General features: G+C 70.2%; 6 protein-coding genes. 3 read left to right on the forward strand and 3 right to left on the reverse strand.

Annotation, left to right across the window (positions count from 1 at the left end):
• The first annotated feature begins 228 nt into the window (after positions 1-228).
• Complete coding sequence (locus tag ABD269_RS34945) at positions 229-819, forward strand: malonic semialdehyde reductase (RefSeq protein WP_301892704.1); 591 nt, start codon at positions 229-231, stop codon at positions 817-819.
• Between the two features lie 80 nt (positions 820-899).
• Here the strand turns inward: ABD269_RS34945 and ABD269_RS34950 are convergent, their stop codons facing one another.
• Positions 900-1442 carry a DUF4245 domain-containing protein gene (locus ABD269_RS34950; protein WP_344124629.1) on the reverse strand — a complete coding sequence of 181 codons (543 nt, stop codon included), beginning with the start codon at positions 1440-1442 and terminating at the stop codon, positions 900-902.
• Between the two features lie 194 nt (positions 1443-1636).
• On the opposite strand from ABD269_RS34950, the gene glpX reads away from it, so the two are divergent.
• Entirely contained in the window at positions 1637-2668 is a 1032-nt protein-coding gene (gene glpX, locus ABD269_RS34955) for a class II fructose-bisphosphatase (RefSeq protein ID WP_301892706.1), read from the forward strand.
• A 161-nt stretch (positions 2669-2829) separates the two neighbouring features.
• Here the strand turns inward: glpX and ABD269_RS34960 are convergent, their stop codons facing one another.
• Positions 2830-3135 carry a WhiB family transcriptional regulator gene (locus ABD269_RS34960; RefSeq protein WP_205519238.1) on the reverse strand — a complete coding sequence of 102 codons (306 nt, stop codon included), beginning with the start codon at positions 3133-3135 and terminating at the stop codon, positions 2830-2832.
• Between the two features lie 221 nt (positions 3136-3356).
• Positions 3357-4022 carry a DUF1707 SHOCT-like domain-containing protein gene (locus ABD269_RS34965; RefSeq protein ID WP_301892707.1) on the reverse strand — a complete coding sequence of 222 codons (666 nt, stop codon included), beginning with the start codon at positions 4020-4022 and terminating at the stop codon, positions 3357-3359.
• 146 nt (positions 4023-4168) lie between these two features.
• On the opposite strand from ABD269_RS34965, the gene ABD269_RS34970 reads away from it, so the two are divergent.
• Positions 4169-5839 carry a fumarate hydratase gene (locus ABD269_RS34970; RefSeq protein ID WP_301892708.1) on the forward strand — a complete coding sequence of 557 codons (1671 nt, stop codon included), beginning with the start codon at positions 4169-4171 and terminating at the stop codon, positions 5837-5839.
• Positions 5840-5882 lie beyond the last annotated feature (43 nt).

The following is a 5882-nucleotide window of genomic DNA, read 5'->3' on the forward strand; positions in this document are numbered from 1 at the left end:
TTCAGCCCGTCCGGCGTTTGAGGACGCGCCCGCTGGGGGCACCTCCCAGCGGTAGCTGGGGGAGCTCCCGCCGCAGGTGGCAACGGAACAGCAACCCCAACGACCGCGCCCCCCACCGGAGGTGAGTCGCGTCACAGTGCCCCCGATTTAGTTGAAAGTTAACGTACCGCGCGCCAAAGTAACTCTTACCGCACACATTTCCGCACACAAAGAGAAGGCGTGCCCCCGATGACCCTCGCACTCGACTCCGCCGCCCAGGACCTGCTCTTCCGTGAGGCCCGCACGGCCAACACCTTCTCCGACGAGCCGGTGACCGACGAGCAGATCCAGGCCGTCTACGACCTGGTGAAGTACGCCCCGACCGCGTTCAACGGGTCGCCGCTGCGCGTCGTCCTGGTCCGCTCCGAGGAGGCCCGTGAGCGCCTGGTGGCGCACATGGCGGAGGGCAACCAGCCCAAGACCCGCACGGCGCCGCTCGTCGCGATCCTCGCCGCGGACAACGAGTTCCACGAGGAGCTCCCGACGCTGTTCCCGCACTTCCCGCAGGCCAAGGACGTCTTCTTCAGCGAGCGCTCGGCCCGTGAGGGTGCGGCCTCGGTCAACGGCGCCCTCCAGGCCGCCTACTTCATCCTCGGCATCCGCGCCGCCGGTCTGGCCGCGGGCCCGATGACCGGCTTCGACTTCGCGGGCGTCCAGAAGGAGTTCCTGGACGACGACCACACCCCGCTGATGGTCGTCAACATCGGCAAGCCGGGCGAGAACCCGTGGTTCCCGCGCTCGCCGCGCCTGTCGTACGACGAGGTCGTCACCACCGTCTGAGAACCGACGGGAGACGCGCCTCCGACCCCCGGCTGGGGGTCCGGGGGTTACCCCCCGGAAGACACAGCCGGCCGTCGCGCTCAGCCCTTTGCGGCCTTGAGCGCGGCGGCCATTTTCGTCAGCCGCTCCGGCGTGGCGGTGCCGGTGACCACCGTCGTCACGCCGTGCTCCTCGCGCACCAGGGCGTTGTACTTCTCACCCTCGTAGCGCCGCCAGGTGGCGTCCCCCACCTTCTCGGTGCCCGGGGTCTTCGCCGCGCCCTGCGTCACGTCGTCGATGAACGGCGCGGGCGGGCCGTCGCTCTGCTCGACCGCGACGTACTGCGTGTCCGGGTCGAGGAAGCCGAGGTGCCAGGCAGAGCCGTCCTTGCCGCCCGCGCGGTACGAGACCGAGGTCGCGCGCCAGTCCGCGGCCAGCCCCACGGGCGCGGCGACGGGGTACGGCGCGGCGCGCCGGGCCGTGTCGAGCTCCACCCGGTAGTCGACGGTCCTGACCGGGTCCTTCTTGTCGTCGTGCGGGATGAAGACATAGCTGACCAGGGCGACCGGGACGATCACCGCCAGTGCCAGCAACATGTTCCGTACGGTCTGCGCCTTAGGGTTCCTACCTGCCACGCCCCCCATCGTCCCTCATGGCCGCACCGATCTTTACGCCGGTGCCGCACCGGGAGTCACCGGGCGACCTTGACGCCGCTCATGCGTGGGGTGGCCTGCTCACTCTCGCGGTCAACAGATAAAGTCAGCAGCACCCTCACCCTCTGCCCCCTTCGGGGGACAAGAGGCTCCACGGCCGTCGCCGTACAGAAAGGTGCGCTCCGATGACCGAAAATCATCTGCCGTCCTCGCTCGAGGTCAGCCCCGAGGCCCCCGACCGCAACCTCGCCCTGGAGCTCGTCCGGGTCACCGAGGCCGGCGCCATGGCGTCGGGCCGCTGGGTCGGGCGCGGTGACAAGAACGGCGCGGACGGCGCCGCGGTCAAGGCCATGCGCGCCCTCATCGGCACCGTCTCCATGAACGGCGTCGTCGTCATCGGCGAGGGCGAGAAGGACAACGCCCCCATGCTCTACAACGGTGAGCGCGTGGGCGACGGGACCGGCGCCGAGTGCGACGTCGCCGTGGACCCGGTGGACGGCACGACCCTCACGGCCAAGGGCATGGCCAACGCGGTCTCCGTCATGGCCGTCGCCGACCGGGGCTCCATGTTCGACCCGTCCGCGGTCTTCTACATGGACAAACTGGTCACCGGCCCGGAGGCCGCCGACTACGTCGACATCGACGCCCCGGTGGGCGTCAACATCCGCCGCGTTGCGAAGGCGAAGCACTCCTCGCCGGAGGACGTGACCGTCGTCGTCCTCGACCGCCCCCGCCACGACGGCATCGTCAAGGAGATCCGCGAGGCCGGCGCCCGCATCAAGTTCATCTCCGACGGCGACGTGGCCGGCGCCATCATGGCCGTGCGCGAGGGCACGGGCGTGGACCTGCTGCTCGGCATCGGCGGTACGCCCGAGGGCATCATCACGGCCTGTGCCATCAAGTGCCTCGGCGGCACGATCCAGGCCAAGCTGTGGCCCAAGGACGAGGAGGAGCGGGAGCGCGCGCTGGGCGCGGGCCACGACCTCGGCAAGGTCCTGCACACGAACGACCTGGTCAGCGGCGAGAACGTGTTCTTCGTGGCCACCGGCATCACGGACGGCGAGCTGCTGCGCGGGGTGCGCTACCGCGCGGAGACGGCGACCACGCAGTCCCTGGTGATGCGGTCCAAGTCGGGCACCATCCGGCAGATCGACTCCACGCACCGGCTGTCGAAGCTGCGCGCCTACAGCACGGTCGACTTCGAGCGCCCCAGCTGACGCTCCGCCCCGGCGGTCCGCGCACGCGCCGGGTCACACGCCGAGGCCGCCGGGCGGGCTCCATCGGTGCGGGCCGGCGCCCGCACCCCCGAGCCCGTCCGGCGGCCCGGACGAGATCCGCACCCGGGCTGCCCCCTGCCTGCCCGGGCACGGCCGAACGGTCAGCCCGCCGCGGCGATGCGCGTCGTACGCTGCAGTTCCGCCTCGCGCCGACGGCGCCGGGCCAGGACGACGCGGCGCTCCGCCGCGGTCAGCCCGCCCCACACTCCATAGGGCTCGGGCTGGAGCAGCGCGTGCTCCCGGCACTCGACCATCACGGGGCAGCGCGCGCAGACCCGCTTGGCGGCCTCCTCCCGGGAGAGCCGCGCGGCCGTTGGTTCCTTGGATGGTGCGAAGAAGAGCCCGGCTTCATCCCGGCGGCACACCGCCTCCGAATGCCAGGGGCCGGCCTGATCCCGAGCGGGCATCCGCTGGGACGGTACGGCGGCTTCAGGCAGGGGCTGATGCGGTAGCAGCACGGTCTACTCCTGACGACGGCTTAGCTTGGCCGATTGAGTCACCTTTGCCCGCCTCCACTGCGCACGGCCATTCGCACCGGCAGCCGTACGAGAGACGATGCACCAAGCTTTACCCGCTGTGCGCGTGCTTATTCACACCGTTGCCATGAGCGGAACGGAGTGACCCGCGATCAGGCGCGCGCCCGGAGGTTCCGCAGGCGCTTGCCGCGCTTGGGCTTGGCCTCCACGCCCCCGAAGATCGCGAAGCCCATCACCGTCACGACCGGGGCACCCTCGTCCGGCGCCTCGGAGACCTTCACCTCGAAACCGCCGAAAATGCCGGTGCCCGTGGACCGCAGGGTGACGTTCTCCGGCACCTTGATCTCGACGCCGCCGAAGATCGCGGTGGCGTTGATGACGATCTCCCGCTGCTCGAAGACCGCCTCCGTCAGGTCGATCTCCACCCCTCCGAACAGGGCGAAGGCATTGGTCCGCCGGGGAACGCGCCAGCGGCCCTTGCGCGTGGCGCCGCCGAAGACGGCGATGAGATTCTCGGCGGGCTCACCACCGGGGCGCACCGATGCGTCGTACGGGCGCGTGACCGCAGCGGGCGCGGGCCGGTCCGGGAGGGGGAGGTCGCGGATCAGCGGCTCCAGCTCGCCGACGGTGCGCGCCTCGTACACCGCGCCGACCCGCTCGGCGTGCTCCTCGGCCGTGATCCGGCCCTCGCCCAGCGCCTCGCGCAGGATGTCCGCCGTCCGGTCCCGGTCGGCATCGGAGGCGCGCAGCGCCGCCTCCGCCGGGGCGGTCTTCTCCAGCTTCACCGGGGAGCGCTTCTCGCGCGATGACTCGTCCACCCCGCCAGGGTAGCGAAACGCGATAGATCGCGACAGGTGTGCGTGCCGGTGAGCCTTACCTCACAGCCGCGCCCCTGGCCCCGCGCTCTACGCTTGTGGGTGCTGTCGCAGTAGCCAGCATGTCTGCCGAGTGAGGAATGGCCGCAATGCCAGAGTTTGCCTACACGGATCTTCTGCCCCTGGGCGAGGACAACACTCCGTACCGTCTGGTGACTTCGGAGGGCGTGAGCACCTTCGAGGCCGACGGCCGTACGTTCCTCAAGGTGGAGCCGGAGGCGCTGCGGAAGCTGGCCGCCGAGGCCATGCACGACATCTCGCACTACCTGCGCCCCGCGCACCTCGCGCAGCTGCGCCGCATCCTCGACGACCCCGAGGCCTCGGCCAACGACCGCTTCGTCGCGCTCGACCTGCTGAAGAACGCCAACATCGCGGCGGCCGGCGTGCTGCCGATGTGCCAGGACACCGGCACGGCGATCGTCATGGGCAAGCGCGGCCAGAACGTCCTCACCGAGGGAGGGGACGAGGAAGCGCTCTCGCACGGCATCTACGACGCCTACACCGAGCTCAACCTGCGCTACTCCCAGATGGCGCCGCTGACCATGTGGGACGAGAAGAACACCGGCTCGAACCTGCCCGCGCAGATCGAGCTGTACGCGACCGACGGCGGCGCGTACAAGTTCCTCTTCATGGCCAAGGGCGGCGGCTCGGCCAACAAGTCCTTCCTCTACCAGGAGACGAAGGCCGTACTCAACGAGTCCTCCATGATGAAGTTCCTGGAGGAGAAGATCCGCTCCCTGGGCACCGCCGCGTGCCCGCCGTACCACCTGGCGATCGTCGTCGGCGGCACCAGCGCGGAGTACGCGCTGAAGACCGCGAAGTACGCCTCCGCGCACTACCTCGACGAGCTGCCCGAGGAGGGCTCCCCGCTCGGTCACGGCTTCCGTGACAAGGAGCTGGAGGAGAAGGTCTTCGAGCTGACGCAGAAGATCGGCATCGGCGCGCAGTTCGGCGGCAAGTACTTCTGCCACGACGTGCGCGTCGTCCGGCTGCCGCGGCACGGCGCCTCCTGCCCGGTCGCCATCGCCGTCTCCTGCTCCGCCGACCGCCAGGCCCTGGCGAAGATCACGCCGGAGGGCGTCTTCCTGGAGCAGCTGGAGACCGACCCGGCGCGCTTCCTGCCGGACACCACCGAGGAGGAGCTGACCGCGGGCGCGGGCCCCGACCTCGACGCGGTCGCCGTCGACCTCGACCGGCCGATGGACGAGATCCTCGCCGAGCTGTCCAGGCACCCGGTCAAGACCCGGCTGTCGCTGACCGGCACGCTGGTCGTCGCCCGTGACATCGCCCACGCCAAGATCAAGGAACTGCTGGACGCGGGCGAGGAGATGCCCGCGTACCTCAAGAACCACCCGGTCTACTACGCGGGCCCGGCGAAGACGCCCGAGGGCTACGCGTCCGGCTCCTTCGGCCCGACGACGGCCGGCCGGATGGACGCGTACGTCGAGCAGTTCCAGGCCGCGGGCGGCTCCAAGGTCATGCTCGCCAAGGGCAACCGCTCGAAGCAGGTCACCGACGCGTGTGCCGCTCATGGTGGCTTCTACCTCGGGTCGATCGGTGGTCCCGCGGCGCGTCTCGCGCAGGACTGCATCAAGAAGGTCGAGGTCCTGGAGTACGAGGAGCTCGGCATGGAGGCGGTCTGGCGGATCGAGGTCGAGGACTTCCCGGCGTTCATCGTCGTGGACGACAAGGGCAACGACTTCTTCGTCGACCCGTCCCCGGCCCCGACGTTCACGTCCATCCCGGTACGCCAGGCGTAAACGCTGCCGCGGGCTTGTTCCCCACCCCGCCCCTTCCCGTAAC

Origin of the sequence: Streptomyces blastmyceticus, from assembly GCF_039521185.1 — a bacterium.
In the GTDB taxonomy this organism is placed as follows: domain Bacteria; phylum Actinomycetota; class Actinomycetes; order Streptomycetales; family Streptomycetaceae; genus Streptomyces; species Streptomyces blastmyceticus.